The following is a 20,682-nucleotide window of genomic DNA, read 5'->3' as shown; positions in this document are numbered from 1 at the left end:
TCCAGCAGACAGCGCACCACCAGATCACCGAAGGAGCACCTGACATGCCCCCCACAGACACCCACCACGGTGTGGTCATCGTCGGCGGCGGCAGCGCCGGCATCAGCGTCGCCGCCCGCCTGCAGCACGCCGGCCTCGACGACGTCGGCCTGATCGACCCCACCGACACCCACTACTACCAGCCGCTGTGGACCCTGGCCGGTGGCGGCCGGGCCCCGATCGCCGAGTCCGCCCGGCCCCAGTCCAGCGTCATGCCCAAGAAGGTGTCCTGGATCAAGGAAGCCGCCGAGCACATCGACCCCGACCAGCGCTCCATCACCCTGGGCTCGGGACGGCGGGTCACCTACGAGCACCTGGTCGTCTGCCCCGGCATCCAGCTGGACTGGGACAAGGTCGCTGGCATGGCCGAGAGCCTGGACTCCCCCGCGGTGTCCTCGAACTACACCTACGGCCTGGCACCCAGGACCTGGGCCCAGATCCGCGACCTGGGCCGCGGCACCGCGATCTTCACCATGCCCTCCGGCCCAATCAAGTGCGCCGGAGCCCCGCAGAAGATCGCCTACCTGGCCGCCGACTACTGGCGCCAGCAGGGCGTACTGAACGACATCCGGGTGGTCATGGTGCTGCCCACCCCCGGCATGTTCGGCGTGCCGGTGTTCGCCGCCGAGCTGTCCCGGGTCGCCGCCGACTACGGCATCGAGGTGCGGTTCAACTCCGAGCTCGTCGAGGTCGACGCCGAGGGCAGGCAGGCGGTGATCAAGGACAACGCCGCGGACACCAAGGAGTCCATCACCTACGACTTCATGCACCTGGTCCCGCCGCAGTCGGCACCGGACTGGCTCAAGGCCACCAAGCTCGCCGACCCGGGCAACCCCGCCGGGTACGTGCAGGTGGACAAGCACACGATGCAGCACACCCGCTACCCCGAGGTGTTCGCCCTCGGTGACGCCGGGTCCACGCCGAACTCCAAGACCGGCGCCGCGATCCGCAAGCAGGCCCCCGTCGTGGCCGCGAACCTGCAGGCGCAGATGGCCGGCAAGCCGCTGCCCGCCTCCTACGGCGGATACGCCTCCTGCCCGCTGACCACCGCCCGCAACAAGATGCTGCTGGCCGAGTTCGACTACTCGATGCAGCCCGCACCCAGCTTCCCCGTCATCGACACCACCAAGGAACGGCGGGACATGTGGCTGCTCAAGCGCTACGGGTTGCCGGCCATGTACTGGAACCTGATGCTGCGCGGCCGGGCATGAGCGGCCGGGTGCGCTGACTCCGTCGCCGACGCGACATCGCCGCGGAGGGCGCAGCGCCGACCACTGCTGCGCCCTCCGCGCGCCGGCTCCTCCGGCGCGTCACCGACAGGAGCTACCCCACCGCCCGGGCGCTGCCCAGCACGCGCACCCTGCCGGCCGATCCCCCAGCATCACGCCATGAGCTGCCCGGCGGCGGCTGCCTACGGCCGAGGAGCTCAGAAGGGGACGCAGTCCCGATGGCCTGCGGTTGCGGCGCTCGCCCAGCGACCGAGCCGACTCATCAGGCCCCGATCGGACCGCCCGGCGACCGCCGGCTCACTCCCCGACTCGGGGACGGTCTCAGCCCCGGACGAGGAAGTCACGTCGCTGGCCAGAGTGGAAGTAGCAGAGTTGTGCACGATGAGTCCTCGATGTCGATGGCGGGCTGCGGTTGCTGGGCGCTCAGAGCGAGCAGCAACCGGGACAGAGCCGGTCATCGACGGCGAGCGGGAGGACGGCAAACAGGCACACGCAGAACGGCGTGACCCCCGCAGTCAATCCACACTTCACCGGTCGAGATAAACACATCAGCTGCCCGCAGGCAACGGTGACATCCCTGACACCGCCACATGTCGCTGCCCACAGGCCCTGCCCACCGACAACCTGCCGCAGCGTCGCGAGGCTCCCGTGCGAGGTAACGCTGCAAAGGCCATCCGCGATCAGGCGAGGTAGCGAGCTCTCGGCGCCACTCTGGGCGACGGAAGACGGACGTCCGCGAGGAGGCGTCTTGATCCGCAGGTCGGTCCGCAGCCGGCCTGCGGGCGCCTGCGCCCGTGCGAGCGGCGTCAGCTGGTCTCGGTAGCGCCGCCAGCGTCGGTGAGATCGACGAGTGCGCCAGCATCGGCGATGTCGGTGAAGCCGAGGTCGGCCATCTGAGCTGCGGCAGCGGCGGAGCGGGCCCCGCTGCGGCAGTAGACGACGTAGGAGGCGGCTGGGTCGAGCGCGCTCACCTGGTCGGCGAAGGTCTCCGCGCTGACGTCGATGTTGACGGCCCCCGCGAGGTGGCCGGCTTGGTACTCATCGGGCGTGCGCACGTCGATGACAGTGGTCCCCTGCTGAGCTGCCAGGGCCAACGCCTGGGCCGGGTCGACGAGGGTGACTGCCGAGCTGACGCTCATCGTGGTGCTCGTGGCCGCCGCCGGGTCCCCGCTCGTGCTCGAGCAGCCAAGCAGCAGGACGGCGGAGGTGAGCAACAGCGCGGTCGTCGCGGTGAAGCGCCGTCCCGCTGCCGGCGTGGGGTTCGTTGTGGTGGCGATGGTGAGGCTCCTGAGGGTCTTTCGTGGCGCTGGCACTGGTCCACACTCCCGGGACTTCAGCGCGCCGCCAAACTGGGGGTGGTTCCGTCAGCTGGAAGCAACGCTGACACCGACCTGGACGACCACGAGTGAAGCGACGGCGAACACGAGCCCGGCGAACCAGCGCTTGAGTCGGCCTGTGTCCAGGCGAGCTCCGAGTCGTGCCGCGATCAGCGCAGCGACCACCGCGGCTCCGGTGAAACCGGCCGCGACGGGAACGTCGATGACGGCGTCGCTGGCGTGGGCGGCGAAGCCGGCGGCGGAGTTGACGGCCACGATGACGAGCGAGGTGCCGATGGCGGTGGTCATGGGCAGGCCGAGCACGATCACCAGCACGGGGATGATGAGGAACCCGCCGCCGACGCCGAGAAGTCCGGTGAGGAAACCGACGACGAGCCCTCCGGCGAGGGTGCGGGGCAGGCAGCGGCGCCAGTTCACAGTGCCCTGGTCGGTGGCGCAGGCAGCACCGGTAATGGGTTTGTCCTGCAGCATCCGCAGCCCGGCTGCGACCATCAGCACGGCGAAGAGCGCCATCACGGCGTCCTCGGGCAGCAGCCGGTTGACTGCGGCCCCCGTGAAGGCCGTCGCTGCCCCGGCTGCGCCGAAGAGCAGTGCGATCCGCCAGGCGATCTGGCGGGCGCGCAACCGGGGCAGCAGCGCGACGACGGCGGTGATCCCGACGACCAGCAGCGACGTGGCCACGGCCTGGGGCAGCGGCTGACCGACGACGTAGACCAGGGCGGGCACGGCCAGGATCGACCCGCCGCCGCCCAGGAGCCCGACGAGGGCGCCGATGACCAGGCCGAGGCCGATCGCTGCCGCGATCACGAGGTGGCGGCGTTCCTACCGGTGGTGTGCGTGGCGGGGCCGGCCGAGTCGGTGGTGGCTGAACGCAGCACGGCCACCACGTCGTCGAGCTGGACCGGCTTGCCGCCGCGGTTGTAGGGCAGGGCCGACAACGCTGCGCCCATGGCGCAGGTGTCGGTCACCGCGGCCACAGTCAGACCGGTGCCGATGCCGCCGGCCAGGAAGCGGGCCTTCGGGAAGCGGATGGAGGCCAGCACGCTGGCCGCGACGAGGCCGCCGGCGACCAGTCGGACCTGGCGCTCCAGTGCCCAGCGCTGGCGGCCGCGGCGGACGGGGTGCCCGCCGGCGGTGTGGGCGTTCATGCCGCCCTCGAGCACGGCCAGCTGCTCGGCTCCCGCGGAGGCGAGGGCGTCGTGAGCGGTGCGGGCGCGGCCGCCGGCCTGGCAGACCAGCACGACTGGCCCGTCGAGGGCAGCGGCGAGGGTCTGGGCGTGCTCCTGCACCAGAGGCAGCGGGATGTTGACCGAACCGGGCACGTGAGCGGTCTCGTACTCCGCAGGCGTGCGGACGTCGATCAGCGTGGGGGCGGCCGGGTCTTCGAGCCGAGCGGCCACGGCGTCGGGGGCGATGAGGACAGGAGTGGTCATCAGGTGGATCCGCTTTCTGGGTTGAGGAAGAGCCCGGTCGCCACCAGGTGGGGGGCGCCGGTGGCGACCGGGAGTTCAGGGCCGGCGGAGCAGTCGGCGTAGCCGACCGCCGCCGGTGGAGGGGGGTGTGGAGTCGTGACCGGGGCACCGCTGGGCGGAGGGGACTCCGGCGAGGACGCGGTCGACGTGTTGGCCGCAGCCCGACCAGGTGGTCAGGCCGCAGGTCCGGCAGGCAACGGCTCGGCACATCGCAGGACGCGCCTCAGACTGCGACGGACTCGGTGTGCAGGCCGACGGCAGCCGACCCGGTGTCGGGGTCGCCGTATCCGCCGTCGACCAGCACCGGGCGCCGGCCGGCGCGGGCCAGGATCGATGCCGCGATCGAGGCGCGGTACCCCGAGCCGCAGTAGACCCACACCTCACCGGCCGGGACCTCGTCGATGCGCCCGGACAGCTCGTGGATCGGGATGTGGATCGAGCCCCGCACTCCGCCGGTGGCGCGCTCGTCGTCGCGGCGGGCGTCCAGGACGACGCTGTCGCCGTGATCGTCGAGCTGAGCGGCCAGGCCGGCGAAGTCCGACACCGGGTAGGAGCCCAGCTCCCGGCCGGCAGCCAGCTCCTCGGGGCTGCCCACCGCGGCTCCGGCGAGGCGGTCCACGCCGATGCGGACCAGCTCGCGGCGGGCGTCGGCGACCTGCTGCTCGGTCTCCCCGATGAGCGTCAGCGGAGCCTCCCAGTCATAGAGCCAGCCCAGGTAGGTGAGGAAGTTGTTGCTCAGCTCGAAGTTCAGCGCCCCGGGCAGGTGACCGGCGGCGAACGCGGTCCGCGCCCGCAGGTCGACCACCCACTCCCCGGCCTCCAGGCGACTGGCCAGCTCGGCGGCGTCTACCGCGCGCGGGGCGGACAGGTCCACCGGGTCCGGGCCGGCGGCGTTGATCGGCCCCATGTGGGCGTAGTAGGCCGGGTAGGCACCGAGGCCGGCGATGAGCTGGTCGACGAAGGACTGCTCGTCCTGAGTGAGGGCCGGGTTGACCTTCGCCTGCTCCCCCACCGTGGATGCCGTCCCGCTCGTCGGGGTGGCGGCGCAGAAGCTGCCGAAGCCGTGGCTGGGGAACACCGCGGTGCCAGCCGGCAGCTCCTCAGCCAGGCGCCGCACCGAGTGGAACTGGGCGTGGGTGAGGGTGTCGGTGTGCTCAGCGCCCAGCAGATCAGTACGTCCGGTCGCGCCGTAGAGCATGGATCCGCCGGTGAAGACCGCCTGCACCGTGCCCTCGGCGTCGGCAAGCACGTAGGAGACGTGGTGGTGGGTGTGCCCGGGGGTGTGCAGGACCTGCAGGCGCATCGGGCCGGCGACCATCACGTCGCCATCGGAGGCCGGCACTCGGTCGTAGGACACGGTGTCCCCGGCGGGGACGACGTAGGCAGCGCCCGTCACCCGGGCCAACTCAAGGCCGCCGGTGACGTAGTCGTTGTGCACGTGGGTCTCGACAACGTGGCTGATGGCCACGCCGCGCTCGGCTGCCAGCGCCTGGACTCGGTCGATGTCGCGCTGAGGGTCCACGACCACACCCACGCCGGCGTCGCTGACCAGATAGCTGCGGTCGCCCAGGCTGGTGGTCTCGATGATGTCGATCTGCATGGTGCTCTCCTCATGCCCTACCCGGTAGGGGTATGTCGATGTCAGGAAGGAACGGTCGCGACCTGGTCGATCAGGCGACCGGCTTGCCGTCCTGGATCCAGGCGTTCATGCCGCCGTCGAGGTTGCTCACCCTGTAGCCGGCAGCGGACAGGGCCTCGGCGGCCTTCTGGCTACGGCCCCCGCCCTGGCACACGGTGATGACCGGGGTTGCGGGGTCCAGCTCGTCCTGGCGGGCGGCCAGCTCGCCGAGGGGGATGTTGACGCTGCCGGCGATGGCGCCGGTGGCGACCTCGTCGGGCTCGCGCACGTCGAGTACACGGGCGGAGGTCTCGGCAGCGACCTGGGTCGGCGTCAGCTGGGAGATGGAAGTCATGGTGCTCTCCTTCGGTTCGTCGAGCAGGGTTCGCGCATCAGGCGAGAGAGAGCAGCAGGCGCTCGAGCTCGCGGAGGTCGACCTCCCGCGTCTCTTCCTCGGAGTTGATCGAGCAATAGCGCATCCCGGTGCTGACCACGGCGAAGCTGGCTTTGTTGAGCGCCTTGGATGCGGCCGCCAGCTGGGTGACCACGGCCGCACAGTCGCGGCCGTCCTCGATCATCCGGACGATGCCGCCGATCTGGCCCTGGATGCGGTTGAGGCGCTTCACGACGTCGGCGAGCTCGCCCTGGGGGATGTCCACGCGCTTCATCCTACATACCCCCGGGGGTATCGGCAAGACGGGGTGCAGACGCCCTCAAGGACTCGACATTGACCCGAGTGAAGCCGCTAGGGGCGAGCGCGGGCCTACTTCCCCACTGTCCCCGAGCCTCGAGGTCGGACAGGCGCTGGGGCCGCGTCGATGCCGTGCCGACAACAACGGCCGCCCCAAGAGCCGGTCAACCAGTGGGATTGGCCCGCTGTCGTCGAAACAAGATGTCGGCTGTCCTGGGTGGCAGGTCTTCTTCGACCTCTGCGTCGTGATTGGCCAGAATCCGGGCGACGTAGGCGTCGGCCTCCGCTCGGTCGCCCTGTGCGTCGCAAGCGGCGACCAGGTCCAGCAGGGGTGCGTCCTCGAAGCTCCCGGCCTGCAGCGCGACCTGTGCAGCGGCGGCAGCGAGTTCCGGCTCGCCAGCGGCCAGGTGGTGCGTGGCAACGGTGTGCGCGACATCGACGATCATCGCGGCGTACTCGTGGTCCAGCCGGGCGTTCTCCTCGACCAACCAGCTGTAGCCACCTGCCGCCCCCTGGCGCAGCGAGGGGAGGTCGAAGGGGCGACCGGTGACCAGGCCGAGAGCAGCGCGCAGGTCCGCGACGCCCGCCGATCCACGGGCCTGACCGCGCACCCGCAGCCGGCGAAAGAGATCGGCATCGATCAGGATGCCGTCGATGCGGTACCGCCCAGCTGCCGCGGCGGTCAGTCCGGAGGGCAGGTAGTCGGCTCCCGTCACCGGGTCAGCGCCGAGCCACGCACGGACGACTGAGATCGACTGGCGCACCTTCGTCTTGCCGACCACGTCCGGCTCGTCGGGCCAGATCGCGGTGGCGTACCGCTCGCTGGTCACACCACCGGGCCGGGTCGCCAGGTAGGCGACGACCTCCGTGTAGAACTGCCGGCGCGGGTTGCGCTCAGGCAGCGAACCCTGGGCGCACACCTGGACCGGGCCGAGCAGCGTCAGCTTCGGCCGCGGTGACGATGGATCGTCCCAGTCCGCGAGGTCGCGGTCGAGTCCGGGGTCGGCTCTCTCGACCCGGTTGCGGACAGTGTCGTCGGTGACTGGCGCCAGAGCTCGCACGTCGCGCTGGGTCGTCGCGGCGATGTCCACGTAGGTCTGCTCGGGCAGTGGCAGGACTGAGTCGATCGTCCCCGTCAACGGATCGGCCAGGCGAGGCCACGGCTCGTCGTTCCTCGCCTCGACCTGGAGGCCACCACAGCCATCCGCATCCCGCTCCCAGGCCTGCTCCCCATGGGCCGGTGGGACAGGGCGGTCCTCGGTGACGGCAGCCATCGCGAGCATCTGGGCCAACGGGGCGGCTTCCTCCGCCGGCAGCTGTTGAGCGCGCAGCTCGAGCCCGAGTGCGGGGACGCGCAGCAGCCCCGCGTCGTCGATCGTCAGCTCCCATCGGACGCCGGCCGTCCGGTCGCCACCACCAGCCAGTACGACGGCCACCCCGCTGCGCAACGGGTGCCGGTCCAGCGCGGTCAACAGCTCCTCCAGCGCAGGGTCACCCCTGGGCAGGTGAGGACCGATGAGCAGTACGTGCGGTGCCCAGGCGTCGGCCGCGATGTCGTGCAGGCGCCCGGTCAGCACATCGGTCTCGGCGACCCGCATGGCTTCGGTCGCCGACTCCAGGCGGCGGGCGAGTGCCGCGACCGGCTTGTCGATGTCCTGGGTGTACGTGAACCGGTCGGGGTTGATCTCGGCCAGCTCCGCGCCGAAGCCGACCGCCGTGACCCGCAACATCTCCGACCAGGTGTTGTGCGCGAGCTCGGCGGCCAGGAACCGGAGGAAGTCCAGAACGCGATCGGCGTCGCCGGTCAACGAGGCGCTCACAACCCGTTCCAGGTCGAGCAGCCAGTGCTCGCCCTCAGCGGTGATACCCACCGAAGCCAGCGTGGGGAACGGCGCGAAGTAGTGGGTGCGCAGACGCTCGTCGTACCTCAGCGGGTCACCCCGTCGGATCGACCAGCGGGTGCCCGCCGCGTCGACGGTCCAGGGTTCTGGCGCCCTCGGTGCCGGGCTGGTGAGCACGAGGGTCAGCACGTCGTCGGTCATGCACACCGCGACGACGTCGGGCAGCCGACCGCCGTCCACCGATGCCAGCTCCTGGGCCAGGCTCCGCAGCGCATGGTCCAGCCAGGTGACGTCCGCACTGCCCGCCGACTGCAGTGCTCGCTCGACGTGCAGGAGCTCGGGTGGCGTGCTGCTGATCAACCGGCCGGGGCGCCGGTGCCGGAACTGGCGTCGTCGGTAGCGCAGCAGGGCCATGAGTGAGACCCCGGCCAGCAGCACACCTCCGCCTGCGAACGCGGTGGCCGGGAGAACCGAGTCGGCGTCACCCGGTGCTTCAGCCGGAGCCGGTGACGGATCAACGCGTGGCGCCGTCGGCTCGGACGTCTGCGGGCTGGCCGTACCCGGTCCCGCGGATCCAGCCGGCGCCGGGGTGGGCTGGGGTGTCGGAGCAGGCTGGGGCACAGGGGCGGGCTCGGGCGGCGTCGGTTGAGGGGCCGGGGCCTCGGCCGTGGTTTCACCCTTCGCTCCAGGAATGCTCAGCGTCCATCCCGGCTGGATCAGGTCGGGGTCGCTGAAGACCTCTCCGGCAGGTTCAGTCCTCCCCCTATTCGCCTCCCACGCCGTGCGCCAGTTCTGCCCGTCACCGGTGACGTCTTCCGAGATGCCCCACAAGGTGTCCCCCGACTCGACAGTGATCTCCTCGGTCACGGTCGGCGCCGGAGTGACAACACCGGCATCAGCAGGTGCCACCCCGGAAGCGTCCGGGGGCAGAACCAGCACCGTGCCCGGGGCGATCTTGTTGTCCGGGCCGACGTTGGCAGGGTTCAGCTGGACGATCTCCGGATAGCGCAGCGGGTCCCCGAGGTAGCGCTCGGCCAACGCCCACAACGTGTCTCGCCGGCGCACCTCGTACGTCGTCAACGGGGTGGGCGGAAGCTCCTCGTGCGCCGAGATGTCGGACACGGGGTGGATGGCTGGCGCGCTGACGGTCGGCCCTGCCAATGCCGGTACTGCGTCGAAGACGGCCGCGGCCGGCAGTGGAGGTCGGACGGTCGCGCCCTCGGACGATGCGCCGACAGTCGTCGGAGCGACCGTCAAGCCGACGACGACCGCCGCCACCAACGCGGCCACCGGCTGATGGAAGACGCGCAGTCCGGGCAACGCCGCTACAGGGCGAGCCCGGGTGAGCGCCACGACCTCCGCCACCGTCGAAGCGGTGAACAGCGCCCAGCAGACCCAGGCGCCCGCGCCGAGGACCACCTGCAGCAACTGTCCGTCGTCCGGAGAGGTCAGCACATCGCCGACCTGCTCCAGCGAGGGCAGTTCGTGCGGAACGAGGTGCAGGGCCGTGAGCAGCACCGGCACGATGACGATGACGAGGACGAGGAGGATGAGCGCGCCTACGGCCTTGAGCAGCCGGACGGCGGAGGTGGTCACGACACGCCCTCTCCGTGGGTGACGCCGACCTGCAGCTGCGCGGTGTGCGCGCGGGTCTGGCTGACCTGGACCCCGAGCAATGGGGTGGAGGCCGTCACGGTCACGCTGACCTGGATGAGTCCTGGGCCCAGCACGTTGACCGAGCCAGTGGCTCCTGCTTCCGCCAGGTACGAATTGGCGGCGCTCGTCGCCAGCTGGATGTCCGCGGCGCCGCCGGTGGGCACCGGGCCGACCGCGATGCTGGCTGCCCGTGCGGCCTCGGCCGAGTACGTGTCGGCACGATTGGCGGCTTGGATCGCGGTTCCGGCGTCGACGAGCGCAGTCACCAGGATGCCGGCGATGAGGACGATGAAGCAGAACAGCACGGCCACCGATCCACGGTCGTCCTCGCTGAGGAGGGCTTGGCGGCACCGCCGCCCGTTCACGACAGGTCCCGAGCGGGGTCGAGCGGACTGACGGCGGTGTCGCGCAGAGTCCGCGAGCCCGGGAACCCGGGGGCGCCGATGTCGGACAGGTCGACAGTGCACGTCACCACGACGGTGACCGATGCGGCGGTGCCTGGAGCACTCGCGAACCCGGCCGCGTCGACCGTCACCTGGACGTCGGCGCAGTGCAGGTCACGACTGGACAGTGCCTCGGTGGCGCTTGCGGTCGCGAGCTGCTGGGCGGCAGCGCTGGAGCGGGCCAGCGAGGCCTCTCGCGCGGCTATCCCGGCAACGCCGCTGATGCGGTCCCCGGCCAGCGCGATCCGGGCTCCGACCACGAGCATGGCCAGGACCAGGATCGCGACTGGTAGCAGGATGGCAAGTTCCACCGATTCGGAGCCGCGGTCATCCCTGGCTCGCTGGCCGGACCGACAGCGCGGTGGCAGAGCGCGGCGGCTCATGGCGAGTCCGGTGTGGTGAAGCGTTCCTTGCCACGCACCACCGTGACGTCCACGGTCGGACTGAAGCCGGGGAGCGGGATCACGTTGGGGACCTCCGCCACGATGTGCACCGAGACGGAGGTGGCTGTGGCCTCCTCGCTCACCGCGTAGCTGGTGATGGTCCCGGTGCCGAGCCGCGCCAGGTACGTGTCTGCCGCCTGCTGCCCCGCTCCCTGGGTCGCCTCGCTGACGCTGGCGGCCCGCGCTCCCGCCTGGGCTGCGGCTTCGGCGGCCTCGCGAGCGAAGTACCACATGGTGAGCTGGGGACCGGCGAGCAGCAGTACGACGATGATCGGGAACAAGATCGCGAACTCGACGCTGGACGAGCCGCGCTCGCCGTCGTCGCAGGATTCGACTGCGTCTGGGCGCATCACCAGACCAGACGACGGCGCGGCCGCCCGGTTGTGGACGCGTGGCACAGACATGGGCCGAACGGTCCCCGCTACTGGAAGAGAGCCGTCTTGCTGGCCACGAAGGTCACCGCTGCCGCGGTGACCGCACCGCCCAGCGCGATGGCCAGGATCACCATGAACGCCTTCTCCGAGGAGTCGGAGCCTCGGTCATCGACGACCTCTTCACCGCGGAGCCAGCTGACAGCGGCGAGAGCCAGCACGGACAACGTGGCCTGCACAGCCAGCATGCGACGGGGCGCGTGGCGACGGGCGTTGGACGGGGACATGGGACCTCCATGGGACGGGGCGATCACGGGGCGACCGAGAACATGCGGAGCAGGAATGGAACGAGGACGAACAGGGTCAGGCCGGTGACCAGCAGAGCCAGCGGGCGCGACATCCGCTCACTGATCTCGTTTGCCTCGCTGCGCGCGTCGGACAGCTCGGTGTGCCGCAGGGTCCGGGCGCTGGCCAGCAGGGTGTTGTAGACCGACGCGCCGTCAGCTGCCACCGCGGCGATGTCCGCGAGACTGCGCAGCTCGGCGACGTCGAGTTCGTCGCCGAGGTCGCGCAGGTCGGTCCACGGCTTGCGGCCGGACAGCGCGGCCCGCCGGATCGCGCGGTGCATGCGGAGGAAGGGCTCACTGCCCGACACCTCCGCGGCCTCCTCGAGCGCCTGCTCCACTGATCCGCGCGCCCGGCGTTCACCCGCCACGAGGGTCAGGAAGGACTCGAGATTGCTGCGGAACTCGGCCCGCGCGTGCCTCGCTGCTTCCCGCGCTTCGGCCGAGGGCAGCAGCCACCCGACCGCGGCGAGCGCCAGTCCGATGGCGCCGGGGAACACGAACGGCACGGGCACCCGGAGGAACACGAGGAGCAGACCGAGCAGGGCCGGGGCGAAGAGACCGGCCAGAGCCAGGGTCAGCTTGCGCACGGCGAGCTGGGTGCGTGTCCGCCCGATGATGTTCAGGTCCGCATCCGGGACGCCGAGGTGCTCTTCGAGCGCGCGGATCAGCGAGCTCGGCAGGATCTCCCACCAACCCGCCGTCCCGCCCAACGGCGGTCCTGCTGAAGTGGGCGCAGCGCGAGCAGCCGGGCTGGCCGCGAGCAGGTCGAGTGCTGCGGGCAGCGACGGGGGCGCGGGCCGCAACGCCCGGACCGCTAGGACGAGACCGAGCCCCACCAGCATGCCGGCCAGGGTGGCCGTCTGCAGGCCGGTCACCGGGCTACCGTGGCCAGGCCGGGGTCGACGAGCACTCGCGGACGCGACGGCGGGTCGGACAAGCGCCGCATCCACCGCAACGCTGTCCCGAAGACGACGACGTCCAGCAGCAGTGCCAGCTGTCCGAGGACGGTCGAGTACCCCGACAGGAACGTCCGGGCGAACAGCGTCATCCCGACCACCAGGATCAGCGTGGTCACGACGATCGTGCGCATGTTGGCCCGCGGCTTGGCCCGTTCGGCCTCCACCTCCCGCACCATCCGCGAACGCTCGTCCAGGTCCGCGGCCAGCGCGGTGAGCACCTCAGCGAGCCCCGGACCGCCGTTGCGCTCTCGCAGGATGAGGACCATGGCGATCTTGTCGGCGGCGGGATCGCCGACCTCATCGGCGAACTGCCGCAGCGCCGACTCCACACCCTGCGGTCCCATCCGGGTCACCAGGTTGCTCACCGCCGGGGCGATCGGTGCCGGCGCGGAGGTCAGCGAGCGGCGCAGTGCCTCCCGGGTCGATCCGGCCGCCCCGGAGCTGATCAGGTCGGCCAGCCGCCGCGTCCAGTCCGCCAGCGCCTCCGAAGTGGCGATCAGCTGCTTGGCCGCCCTGCCCCCGCCGAGCACCTTGGGGATGAACACCACGCCACCGACCGCGGCGAGGGCGGCCACAGGCCAGCCGGTGATCAGCAGGACCAGCACTCCGGTGGCCAGCGCACCGAGGTGCAGTGGGGTGGCCTGCCACCGGTGACGCAGCCGGGATGATGGTGTGCCAGCCGGAAGGAAGCTGACACCTCGGGCCGCCGCGACGCCGGCGACCAAGCCGGCTGAGACGAGCAACCCGGCGAGGGTCAGCAGCAGGACCCCGGCCGTCACGACGCCGTCTCCCGGGTGCCAGGGTCGGACGGCCAGTCCGAAGCGTCGGGGTGCAGCCAGTTGAGGTCGAAGCCCGCGGCGGTCAGCCGCTCGGCCAGGGCTTCGCTGAGCATCCCCGGTCCGGTGGCCTGCGCTCGCCCATCACCGTTCCGCGGCGCGAAGATGGGCCGGAGGTCCGGGCGGCCGGAGTCGCCGATCGCTCCGAGCTCGTAGATGCCGGACACGAATCGCGCGTAGCTGCGATCGCGCTCGACGTGGACGACGAGCCCGAGAGCGGCGAGCGATCGCAGCACCAGCTCCGACGACGGGGTTGGGTGCGCCTTCAGCGCGTTGATGAGCACCTTGTCGAAGACGCCCTCGGCCGAGGGCGAGTGGATCGTGCACATGACCGAGGCGATGCCGCTGGTCGCGGCCTCCAGCAGAGACGTCACGTAGGCCCCGCGGACCTCACCGACCAGCACCCAGGTCGGCGACGCCCGCAGTGCCAGGTGCAGCGCGTCGCCCATGTCGAAGCCACCGCGTCCCTCGGCGTTGGGCAGCCGCGACTCGAACGGTCGGCACACCGCGTGCCGCTTGACCAGCTGCTGCTGGACCGGGTCCCACCGTGGCAGGTGCAGGCCGAGCTCGCGCTCGTCCTCCACGGTGATGACGACGTTGTTCCAGGGGATGGCGTTGCCCAGGGCCCGCAGCAGAGTGGTCTTCCCGACGCCCGGCGCGCCGGTCACCAGCGGGGAGACGCCGGCCTCGATCGCCGCGCGCAGGAAGGCGCGGAGCGGGGAGTCGACCATGTTCATCCGGTGGAGGTCGTCCAGGTCCGGATCTCCGAAGCGGTGCACGCGGATCACCCCGGCCGGCCGGGGCAGCACGTCCATCGCCGCCTGAAGCCGGGCGCCCAGCTCGGTGACGCCCTGAAGCCGCACGTTGAGGATGGGGCTGGCCGAGGAGAACTCCCGGCTGGTCTGCCCGCCGTCCGAGCGTGACCCGATCGACCGCAGCAGCTGTTCGAGCTCCTCGTCGCTGGAGGCGATCGGCGGCCCAGGCACCAGCCGACCGTCCACCGTGCGCAGCACCGTCGTGTCGCAGCCCTCGAAGTGGATGTCCTCCACGTCGCTGCGGGCCAGCAGCGGTGCCAACCGCCCCAAGCCATCGAGCTCGGCCAGGACGGCGGCGAAGATCGTGTCCTCGGTGGTCACGGCCGGAGCCGCCCGGCCGCGGTTCGCCTCGTGCAGCAGCCACTGCTCGTACTCGTCGCCGATCAGCTTCCTGGTCAGCTCTCGACGCGGACCGGGCGCGTAGTTCCGGTCCTCCACCGTCAACCGCGTCGACACCCGGTCGCGCAGCTCGGCCACGACGCGGTACTCGGCGTCGGTGAGCTGTGCACCTTCCGCGGGCGCTGCGGCCGTGCGCGCCTGGCCTGCTGCCCAGGCTCCCGCCGTCGGTGACGACGGGGCCCGGAGGTCGGCGGTCATCCGGCCACCACCGCGGAGTGGGCGGAGCGCTCGGTGGAGGCAGCCAATCTGCCGGCGAGGGACGTCGCCGCGCGCATCAGCGCAGAGCGCTGCATCGCCTTGTAGCTCAATCGGGCACCGTCGGAGAGCACTGCTGCTGCTCGGTCCTCCGGCAGGACGCCAACGAGGGGCAGGCCCAGCGCCTTGGCCACCTCGCCCGCAGAGTAAGGGCCGGTGCCCACCACCAGTGCGGACACCGTCGCAAGGTCGCCGAGTTCCTGACGCAGTCGTTGGACGGCGTCCTGCGCCGCGTGCACCGATCGCACGCTGGGCCGCACCGTCAGCAGGACCTGGTCCGCAGCGCGCAGCACCGGCCAGCACCCTCGGTCGGTCACCAGACGCCCGGCGTCCACCATGGCGTCCCTGCCCGTGGAGGCCGCGGATCGACCCAGAGCTGCCGCGAGCCGCTCCCACGCGCGGTTGGTGAACGAGCTGCCCTGCGTAGTCGTCGCGAAGCCCGGGATCAGCGACAACTGCGGTTGCTCCGGCACCTGGACCGCGTGCTCGGCGAGCAGCGTCGCGGCTGCTGCCACCGGCAGGTCGTGGCGGGCCGCAGCAGACCAGGACAGCAACCCGCGGTCGACGCCGACCCGACCGGCCAGCATGCCGGGCGCCATGTCCCCGCCGGCCAGGTCGCAGTCGGCGACGAGCAGCGGCCGGGGCCAGGAGAGGGCCAGCGCCCAGGTGGACGTGGTCACGCCGGGCGCAGCCTTGCCCGAGGCCAGGACGGTGAGCACCGGATCAGCTCCCCGCCGGCAGCAGGATCAGCGCAAGGTTCCCGGTCGAGGCGAGCTGGGCGACCGTCGGGCCGTCATCCTCGCGGAGTCGCACATCGACCACCGTCACCTGCGTGGTCGGGTTGGCCGTCCCCACCTCGGCGACCGTTGCCTCGGTCGACGGCGGGGTGACTCCCCCACCGGCGCTGCTTCCGCCGCTGCCCGGAGTCGGAACGATCAGGACCCGCTGGCCGGTGGTCAGCCCACGAGCCGGGAACTGCCCCTCCTTCAACGGCAGCGCCACCAACAGCTCCCCCGCCGCCAGGCCGCTGTCCGCGCCGACCTGAGCACGCGTGAGCAGACCGCCTCGGACGAGCGGAACCTGGGCGACCATCCCGATGACCCGCGCCTGCTCCGTTGCCGGGATCGGCGATAGATGCGGGTCGGACGGAACGCTGGCGACCGTCAAGTCATCGGCGGTGATCGTCGAGCCCACCGCCACGTCCTGGGCGACCGCGAGCACCTCGGTGTGTGCGGTCAGCATCTGGCCGGCGGCGAAGGCGACGAGGCCGCCGAGCAGCACGACCAGAACACTGAGGACCAGGGACTTGTGGCTGACGCGTCGTCTCGCCGCAGCACTCCTCAGTGGTGGTGCTGTCGATGGTGGGGCTGCATCCGGCACCGGAGCCAGCTGTTCTGCTACCGGCCCCGCCGATGCCTCGCCTCGCACCGTCATCTGGTGACCACCGCTTCCGCCTCCGCGACTGCGAACGTTGCGCTCGTTGTCGTCGTCAGCTGGGGCAGCGTGCCGTTGGCCCCCGTGGACGACGTCCAGGCGACGGACCACCGGATGCCGTAGGTGGCCGTGACCTGTCGATCGGGCTGGTGGATGGACGAGTGCGGGTACCGGTAGTCGCAGCCGGCGGGGGACGGAGACCAGACGCCGTCGGTCGGCTGCCAGACCGCGCCAGGACCCGCGCAGGAGACGGCGTCGGCCCCGTCGCCGGGGACAAAGGTCAGGGCCGTCGGTGTGACCACCACCTCCGCCCACACATCACCCGCATCCGCTCTTGCCGACAGTGCGCGGAAGGCAGTGGGATCGGTCCAGAACCAGGTGTAGGCGTTGACCACCGTGAACGGTTGCCCGTCCCGCAGCGTCCCCGCCGGGTACCGCCCGGTCGTCGGTGTGGGGACCGTCAGGCTCCGCAGCGCCTGCTCGGCGAGAACAGCCGGGTCGACAGCGGCCGGCCCGGCCGGTGCGGTAGCCGCCCAGAACGAGAAGCCGTTGGTGCCGGGGAAGGAACGACCGCCGGTGTAATACGTGCACAGATAGATGGCGCCGTCGGTGTGCCCGCCCCAGACAGCCGAGTCCTTGGGAGGCTGTTCGGCCTCCTGCTCGGCGTAGCACTGCATGTTCTGCACCCACCAACCGTCATCGCTCTGACACGGGATGACAGCGCCCACGGGTGCGACCGTGCAGCTCAGCTCGGCTGAGCCACTCAGGTTCGGATCCGCAGCGACCGGCTGGGTCGTCGATCCAGCACCTGCACCCCCGGAGTCGGCTTGCACGACGCAGGTGCCGTGCGAGTCGTACTGCTGACACGCGACCGGGTCCGCCGAGGCGACTGCCGGGTGGAAGCAGCAGGCAGCGCCGCCGAGCAGCACCGCGGCCAGCACCCGGACTACCCGTCGCACGACTGCGCCTGTCGGTTGGGGGCCTGGCTGACGCGCCAGGAGGACGCGTCCGGATAGTCGATGTTGACGACCGTCAGCTGCTCGATGAGGTACCTCGGGCGGTCCGACGGGACGATCGGGTTGCCAGTCGAGTCAGTGGCCTGCACCTGGCTCACGTCGACGCATGCGGTGACGACGACGCTGGGATAGACCGGTGACGGGCTGGCGGCCGGGTCATTCGTCAGGTCCACCTCGCCGGCAGAGGCCGTCACCAGCTGTGACCGTCCGGCCTGTCGGTAGCCCTGGGAGCGGAACGTCCCGATGGCGGTGGCCTCAGCAGTCGCTTCGGGAGCGATCGAGACGTCATAGAGGTCGTCGAGGGACCGCGCCGGGTCCAGGTACAGATCATCGATGGTCTCGGTGTAGGTCGCGACGAGCGCGACCGCCTGCGCTTCCGCACTCTGCGTCGGGTCCGCGACGGCACCCGACGTGCTGGCGGTCGGCGCGCTCGATGTCGTCGATGGAGCTGTAGCGGAGGAGTCCGGCGAGGAAGACGAGCAGCTCGAGACGGCGAGGACGGCGATCACCGCGGCGCCACCGGTCAACACTCGGAGCACCGCCATACCGCCACACCTCCCCCTCGCCGTCATGTGGTGAGCGAGACTGCCTCGTCTGTTACTCACAGCTACAGCAACAGGCGCCGTTTCACCCGTTCGGGTGACAGGCATCGGTCGATTTCTCGCTGCACGCATGTGGACGGGTGTATCGCAAGGCAGTGTCAGGCGGCGACCTAGCCAGTCGTCGCTGCTCGTCTCGCGCTGGAGCGCGGGACGCTGCGACTCAGGCGGCACCCGGTCGGCGGCTGGAAGAGGACGGCGGGATGGGCGGCGGCTGGTTGTTCGTCGGGGCGCTCTCGGGAGCCCTGGTGAGCCCCCTGCTCGCCCATGCCGGCCTGGCGCATCTGGGCCGTCGCCATGAGGCCAGCGCACTGTTGTGGCTGACCAGCGCCCTCGCCGGCGGCCTGGCGGGAGCAGTGGCTGTCGCAACCTCGGACCGGGCGGACGTCTGGCAGCTGGCTCCCGCACTGACCGTCTGGGGGAGCTCACTCGTTGCGGCGGCCGCCTGCGACGCGGTGACTCAGCGCATCCCGACTCCGCTCGTCCGGCAGGCCACCGTTCTCAGCAGTCTGCTGCTGGGTGTTGCTCTGGTCGCGCACGGCGACTGGCGCGGCCTGGTCCTCAGCGGAGTCTGCTCGATCGCTGCAGGGCTGACGATGACGATGTGCTGGCGTTATGCCGGCGCCGGCTTCGGCGACGTCCGCCTCGCGTTCCTCGGCGGGCTGGGTCTCGGTCACGTGACCCATGAGGGACTTCAGCTGGGCCTCGCTACGGTGGCCGTGACGACCGCGGTGCTGGCAGCGGTCGCGCTCGCCCGTGGGGGCAGCCGGAAGACCATGATCCCCTACGGGCCTGCCCTCGTAGCTGGCTTCCTCGTCGCGGCAGCAGTCTGACTGTCAGCAGGGTCGCCGGACCTGAGCGCCCGAGGCGGCGGTAGGCGACAGGCAACGGTCTGCCTCATCAGTCCGGTATCCGCCGCCCCTCGACTCAGCTGGAGACGGGTGTCCCTGTCACCAGCTGGCTGTCCGCGGCGCCATGTTCCGAGGGACGGAGACGGCCGACCAGGCGGTCACCCAGACGTTGGGTGAGGAATGAGACATGAGTGACCCGCAGGTGCTGAGGGACGTGCTGGCCGACGACGCGCTGCTGGTGACACCCGAGGAGGCGGCAGCGTTGCTCAGGGTCGGCCGCACGACCGTGTACGCGCTCATGAAGTACGGGGACCTTCGTCCGGTCCACATCGGTCGCAGCTGTCGCCTGCCGCGAAGCGAGCTCAACCGCTACGTCGACGCCCTCACCTCTTCCAGATCTGAACAGCCGGACGATCTGCAGCCGGGCACGGAACAGAGTGGAATGCCCAACTCTGTCCACACCCTGCCGGGCGGTCGCTGACCTGTGCACCGCCCCCTTATTCGACCTCCTCCCGGCGCCACGCTGATCGCAGAACAAAGTCGAGCGATGGGCGGGACGTGACAGCTGCATGGGCGCCGCACCAAGAAGTCGCCGCATGACGCCGGCCAAGCGGCGCGGCAACAGCGAGGGCTCGACACCACGCCGCCGGGTCGACGGCAGATTCCAGGTCAACCTGCGCGTGACCGACGAGGACGGCCTCAGCCAGCGCTTCACCGTCTACGGCGCTACGCCGAAGGAAGCTCGCGACAAGGCCGCGGCGATCAGCGCCCGGGTGTTGGGCGGTCAGCCCGCCAGAGACCGTCGTCAGACCGTGCGGTCCTACGCCCTGCACTGGATCGACACGACTCTCCAGGCGTCCGAGCGGAAGCAGACGACGAAGAGCCTGTACGCCGGCGTCACCCGGTCACACGTGCTCGAGAGCACCCTCGGTCGCCTCAGCCTGGACAAGATCCGGCCGTCCCACGTCGAGGGCTGGGTCGTCCAGCTCCGGCGCAAGGGGCTGGCCGAGTCGACCATCCGGACGGCGTACACGGTGCTGCGGGCGATCCTGGACACAGCGGTCCGGGACGGGGCGATCGGCGTGAACGCCGCTGCGGCGGTCAAGCGGCCGAAGGTGACGAACAAGGAGGCCGCCCACCTGACTCCTGCCCAGGTCGCGGAGCTGCTCGAGGCGGCTGGTCGCACGCGGTACGCGCCCCTGTTCGAGTTCCTCGTCCACACCGGACTGCGCCGCGGTGAAGCGCTCGCGCTCCGGTGGACGGACGTCGACCGCGACCGGGGGATGCTGCGCGTCCGGGGCACCCTGGCCCGCATCGACGGCGCCCTGGTCGTCACCGAGCCCAAGACGGCCAAGTCCAACCGATTCGTGCCCATCTCGTCGCCCGCTGAACGCCTCCTCGATGACCTGCGGAGCGCCCAGGCCGCCGAGCGGCTGCACGCCGGCTCCGCGTGGCGCGAGACCGGCTTCGTCTTCACGACCGAGACCGGCGAGCCTTGCGATCCACGGAACGCCCTGCGGGCATTCAAGATCGCTGCCGCACGAGCCGGCCTGCCCGACGCCGGACTCCACACCCTGCGGCACTCCGCAGCCAGCGCCATGCTCAGCCACGGCGTGCCGCTCAAGGTGGTCTCCGACATCCTCGGCCACTCCTCCATCGCCATCACCGGCGACGTCTACGGCCACGTCTCCCCCGACGTCTCCCGGGACGCCGTGGCCACCCTCGGCGCCGTCCTGAGCGACTTACGGTCGGCTAGTGGTGGTCAAGAAGGTGGCCAAACCACCCGAAACAGCGGCAGGGGCCGCTCCCGGTCTTCCGGAAGCGGCCCCTGACCTGCGACTTCTTCTGTCGGGCTGACAGAATTTGAGCCTGCGATTCCTTGACCCCAGCTCAGGGCAACGCGTCCGCGGGCGTCCGCCGATATCGCGTTCATGCAGGTCACAAGGCGCGACCTTCGTGCCGGTCCACTCATGAACGCGAGCATTCGAACTGCATTGCAGTACCGGTTGCAGTTCTCCCCTGAGCGACTGT

22 protein-coding genes are annotated in these 20,682 nt (G+C 70.9%); 4 read left to right on the top strand and 18 right to left on the bottom strand.

The window, feature by feature from the left end; translation table 11 throughout:
- The first annotated feature begins 44 nt into the window (after nt 1–44).
- A complete protein-coding gene (locus tag GCU67_RS13360) occupies nt 45–1,250 on the top strand; it encodes an NAD(P)/FAD-dependent oxidoreductase (protein WP_163611712.1) in 1,206 nt (401 codons plus the stop codon).
- A gap of 824 nt (nt 1,251–2,074) precedes the next feature.
- On the opposite strand, the gene GCU67_RS13355 is transcribed toward GCU67_RS13360, so the two are convergent.
- From GCU67_RS13355 to GCU67_RS13270, 18 genes are all read right to left on the bottom strand, one after another.
- Entirely contained in the window at nt 2,075–2,581 is a 507-nt protein-coding gene (locus GCU67_RS13355; protein WP_211661339.1) for a rhodanese-like domain-containing protein, read from the bottom strand.
- Nucleotides 2,582–2,632: 51 nt separating this feature from the next.
- Complete coding sequence (locus GCU67_RS13350) at nt 2,633–3,412, bottom strand: sulfite exporter TauE/SafE family protein (RefSeq protein WP_338104996.1); 780 nt, start codon at nt 3,410–3,412, stop codon at nt 2,633–2,635.
- Nucleotides 3,409–4,038, bottom strand: a complete 630-nt coding sequence (locus GCU67_RS13345) for a rhodanese-like domain-containing protein (RefSeq protein WP_163611711.1) — start codon at nt 4,036–4,038, stop codon at nt 3,409–3,411. The genes GCU67_RS13350 and GCU67_RS13345 overlap by 4 nt, the downstream gene beginning before the upstream one ends.
- Nucleotides 4,039–4,300: 262 nt before the next feature.
- Nucleotides 4,301–5,677, bottom strand: a complete 1,377-nt coding sequence (locus GCU67_RS13340) for an MBL fold metallo-hydrolase (protein ID WP_163611710.1) — start codon at nt 5,675–5,677, stop codon at nt 4,301–4,303.
- A gap of 70 nt (nt 5,678–5,747) precedes the next feature.
- The gene (locus tag GCU67_RS13335) at nt 5,748–6,050 is read right to left on the bottom strand and encodes a rhodanese-like domain-containing protein (RefSeq protein WP_163611709.1); all 303 of its coding nucleotides are present in this window, start codon (nt 6,048–6,050) and stop codon (nt 5,748–5,750) included.
- A gap of 37 nt (nt 6,051–6,087) precedes the next feature.
- Nucleotides 6,088–6,363 carry a metal-sensitive transcriptional regulator gene (locus GCU67_RS13330; RefSeq protein WP_211661338.1) on the bottom strand — a complete coding sequence of 92 codons (276 nt, stop codon included), beginning with the start codon at nt 6,361–6,363 and terminating at the stop codon, nt 6,088–6,090.
- 187 nt (nt 6,364–6,550) lie between these two features.
- Nucleotides 6,551–9,823 carry a LysM peptidoglycan-binding domain-containing protein gene (locus GCU67_RS13325; RefSeq protein WP_163611708.1) on the bottom strand — a complete coding sequence of 1,091 codons (3,273 nt, stop codon included), beginning with the start codon at nt 9,821–9,823 and terminating at the stop codon, nt 6,551–6,553.
- Complete coding sequence (locus GCU67_RS13320) at nt 9,820–10,194, bottom strand: hypothetical protein (protein ID WP_338104995.1); 375 nt, start codon at nt 10,192–10,194, stop codon at nt 9,820–9,822. The genes GCU67_RS13325 and GCU67_RS13320 overlap by 4 nt, the downstream gene beginning before the upstream one ends.
- Nucleotides 10,195–10,244: 50 nt before the next feature.
- Nucleotides 10,245–10,709, bottom strand: a complete 465-nt coding sequence (locus tag GCU67_RS13315; RefSeq protein WP_163611706.1) for a TadE/TadG family type IV pilus assembly protein — start codon at nt 10,707–10,709, stop codon at nt 10,245–10,247.
- Complete coding sequence (locus tag GCU67_RS13310; RefSeq protein WP_246215094.1) at nt 10,706–11,173, bottom strand: TadE family protein; 468 nt, start codon at nt 11,171–11,173, stop codon at nt 10,706–10,708. The genes GCU67_RS13315 and GCU67_RS13310 overlap by 4 nt, the downstream gene beginning before the upstream one ends.
- A gap of 17 nt (nt 11,174–11,190) precedes the next feature.
- Nucleotides 11,191–11,427, bottom strand: a complete 237-nt coding sequence (locus GCU67_RS13305) for a hypothetical protein (RefSeq protein ID WP_163611705.1) — start codon at nt 11,425–11,427, stop codon at nt 11,191–11,193.
- A 23-nt stretch (nt 11,428–11,450) separates the two neighbouring features.
- Entirely contained in the window at nt 11,451–12,362 is a 912-nt protein-coding gene (locus tag GCU67_RS13300; RefSeq protein ID WP_163611704.1) for a type II secretion system F family protein, read from the bottom strand.
- The gene (locus GCU67_RS13295; RefSeq protein ID WP_163611703.1) at nt 12,359–13,225 is read right to left on the bottom strand and encodes a type II secretion system F family protein; all 867 of its coding nucleotides are present in this window, start codon (nt 13,223–13,225) and stop codon (nt 12,359–12,361) included. Before GCU67_RS13295 ends, GCU67_RS13300 begins: the two co-directional genes overlap by 4 nt.
- The gene (locus tag GCU67_RS13290; RefSeq protein ID WP_163611702.1) at nt 13,222–14,694 is read right to left on the bottom strand and encodes a TadA family conjugal transfer-associated ATPase; all 1,473 of its coding nucleotides are present in this window, start codon (nt 14,692–14,694) and stop codon (nt 13,222–13,224) included. The genes GCU67_RS13295 and GCU67_RS13290 overlap by 4 nt, the downstream gene beginning before the upstream one ends.
- Nucleotides 14,691–15,470 (bottom strand): CpaE/TadZ family protein, encoded by a 780-nt coding sequence (locus GCU67_RS13285; RefSeq protein WP_163611701.1) that lies wholly within the window; start codon nt 15,468–15,470, stop codon nt 14,691–14,693. Before GCU67_RS13285 ends, GCU67_RS13290 begins: the two co-directional genes overlap by 4 nt.
- A gap of 4 nt (nt 15,471–15,474) precedes the next feature.
- Complete coding sequence (locus GCU67_RS13280; RefSeq protein WP_338104993.1) at nt 15,475–16,032, bottom strand: SAF domain-containing protein; 558 nt, start codon at nt 16,030–16,032, stop codon at nt 15,475–15,477.
- Between the two features lie 149 nt (nt 16,033–16,181).
- On the bottom strand, nt 16,182–17,126 hold the full coding sequence (locus GCU67_RS13275) for a hypothetical protein (protein WP_163611700.1): 945 nt from the start codon (nt 17,124–17,126) through the stop codon (nt 16,182–16,184).
- Between the two features lie 5 nt (nt 17,127–17,131).
- Nucleotides 17,132–17,746, bottom strand: coding sequence for a hypothetical protein (locus GCU67_RS13270; RefSeq protein WP_163611699.1), 615 nt, complete (start codon nt 17,744–17,746; stop codon nt 17,132–17,134).
- Nucleotides 17,747–18,048: 302 nt separating this feature from the next.
- On the opposite strand from GCU67_RS13270, the gene GCU67_RS13265 reads away from it, so the two are divergent.
- The 3 genes from GCU67_RS13265 (at nt 18,049) to GCU67_RS13255 (ending at nt 20,483) form a co-directional block, all read left to right on the top strand.
- Complete coding sequence (locus GCU67_RS13265; protein ID WP_338104992.1) at nt 18,049–18,633, top strand: peptidase; 585 nt, start codon at nt 18,049–18,051, stop codon at nt 18,631–18,633.
- A gap of 205 nt (nt 18,634–18,838) precedes the next feature.
- Nucleotides 18,839–19,132, top strand: coding sequence for a helix-turn-helix domain-containing protein (locus tag GCU67_RS13260; protein ID WP_163611697.1), 294 nt, complete (start codon nt 18,839–18,841; stop codon nt 19,130–19,132).
- Between the two features lie 115 nt (nt 19,133–19,247).
- Nucleotides 19,248–20,483 carry a tyrosine-type recombinase/integrase gene (locus GCU67_RS13255; protein ID WP_163611696.1) on the top strand — a complete coding sequence of 412 codons (1,236 nt, stop codon included), beginning with the start codon at nt 19,248–19,250 and terminating at the stop codon, nt 20,481–20,483.
- Nucleotides 20,484–20,682: the final 199 nt, after the last annotated feature.

This window comes from Modestobacter muralis, from assembly GCF_010682105.1.
Classification (GTDB): domain Bacteria; phylum Actinomycetota; class Actinomycetes; order Mycobacteriales; family Geodermatophilaceae; genus Modestobacter; species Modestobacter muralis.
This window is presented reverse-complemented; position numbering and strand designations above follow the sequence as displayed.

Coding starts and splice junctions, on each gene's coding strand:
- GCU67_RS13315 (WP_163611706.1), bottom strand. CDS start 10,709: ATGAGCCGCCGCGCTCTGCCACCGCGCTGTCGGTCCGGCCAGCGAGCC.
- GCU67_RS13310 (WP_246215094.1), bottom strand. CDS start 11,173: ATGTCTGTGCCACGCGTCCACAACCGGGCGGCCGCGCCGTCGTCTGGT.
- GCU67_RS13330 (WP_211661338.1), bottom strand. CDS start 6,363: ATGAAGCGCGTGGACATCCCCCAGGGCGAGCTCGCCGACGTCGTGAAG.
- GCU67_RS13255 (WP_163611696.1), top strand. CDS start 19,248: ATGACGCCGGCCAAGCGGCGCGGCAACAGCGAGGGCTCGACACCACGC.
- GCU67_RS13360 (WP_163611712.1), top strand. CDS start 45: ATGCCCCCCACAGACACCCACCACGGTGTGGTCATCGTCGGCGGCGGC.
- GCU67_RS13270 (WP_163611699.1), bottom strand. CDS start 17,746: ATGGCGGTGCTCCGAGTGTTGACCGGTGGCGCCGCGGTGATCGCCGTC.
- GCU67_RS13260 (WP_163611697.1), top strand. CDS start 18,839: ATGAGTGACCCGCAGGTGCTGAGGGACGTGCTGGCCGACGACGCGCTG.
- GCU67_RS13340 (WP_163611710.1), bottom strand. CDS start 5,677: ATGCAGATCGACATCATCGAGACCACCAGCCTGGGCGACCGCAGCTAT.
- GCU67_RS13335 (WP_163611709.1), bottom strand. CDS start 6,050: ATGACTTCCATCTCCCAGCTGACGCCGACCCAGGTCGCTGCCGAGACC.
- GCU67_RS13290 (WP_163611702.1), bottom strand. CDS start 14,694: ATGACCGCCGACCTCCGGGCCCCGTCGTCACCGACGGCGGGAGCCTGG.
- GCU67_RS13305 (WP_163611705.1), bottom strand. CDS start 11,427: ATGTCCCCGTCCAACGCCCGTCGCCACGCGCCCCGTCGCATGCTGGCT.
- GCU67_RS13345 (WP_163611711.1), bottom strand. CDS start 4,038: ATGACCACTCCTGTCCTCATCGCCCCCGACGCCGTGGCCGCTCGGCTC.